This is a genomic window from Ammoniphilus soli (assembly GCF_040813775.1).
The window spans coordinates 1-520 of record NZ_JBEGDL010000181.1 but is presented as its reverse complement, the minus strand read 5'-3'; the positions used below and the strand labels follow the sequence as shown (position 1 = coordinate 520).

The window sequence follows — 520 nt, the reverse complement described above, 5'->3', positions numbered from 1 at the left end:
ACGGACTGCAGCGTCACATCCTTTTCCATTTTAAATACTCCCTCACCGAGGGATGCTTCTTCGGGGCTTCATGGTTCAAATGGGGCTCCAGAACCGCATAGGCTTAAATCTTCGACTGCAATGGGATGGGGCAAGTCTTGCAGTTTGATTTCTCCGGCAGCCTTCAGCAAATGAATTCTTTCCAGGGAATTTAATAGTTCTCTAATATTCCCGGGCCATTCATATTCCGTAAGTTTTTCAAGAGCTTCCGATGCTATAGTAACCGTTTTGCTATATTTGCTGTTTAGTTTGCGCAAATACCCATAAACAATGGGAGAGATGTCCTCTTTTCTTTCTCTTAATGGAGGCACCTGAATTTCCGCCAGATTCAATCGATAATACAGGTCCTCACGAAACTTCTTTTCCATGACTAATCGCTTCAAATCTCTATTGGTTGCGGTAATAATTCGGACATCCACGGATCGATATTCGCTGCTGCCCAGCTTCATAAACTTTTTTTCTTCGATGACATGCAACAATT

At 42.9% G+C, this 520-nt stretch carries 1 protein-coding gene; it reads right to left on the bottom strand.

Features of this window, described 5'->3' with window-relative positions:
- Positions 1-68 precede the first annotated feature (68 nt).
- On the bottom strand, positions 69-520 hold a 452-nt coding region (locus ABLT31_RS39160), incomplete at its 5' end, for an AAA-type ATPase lid domain-containing protein (protein ID WP_367761105.1).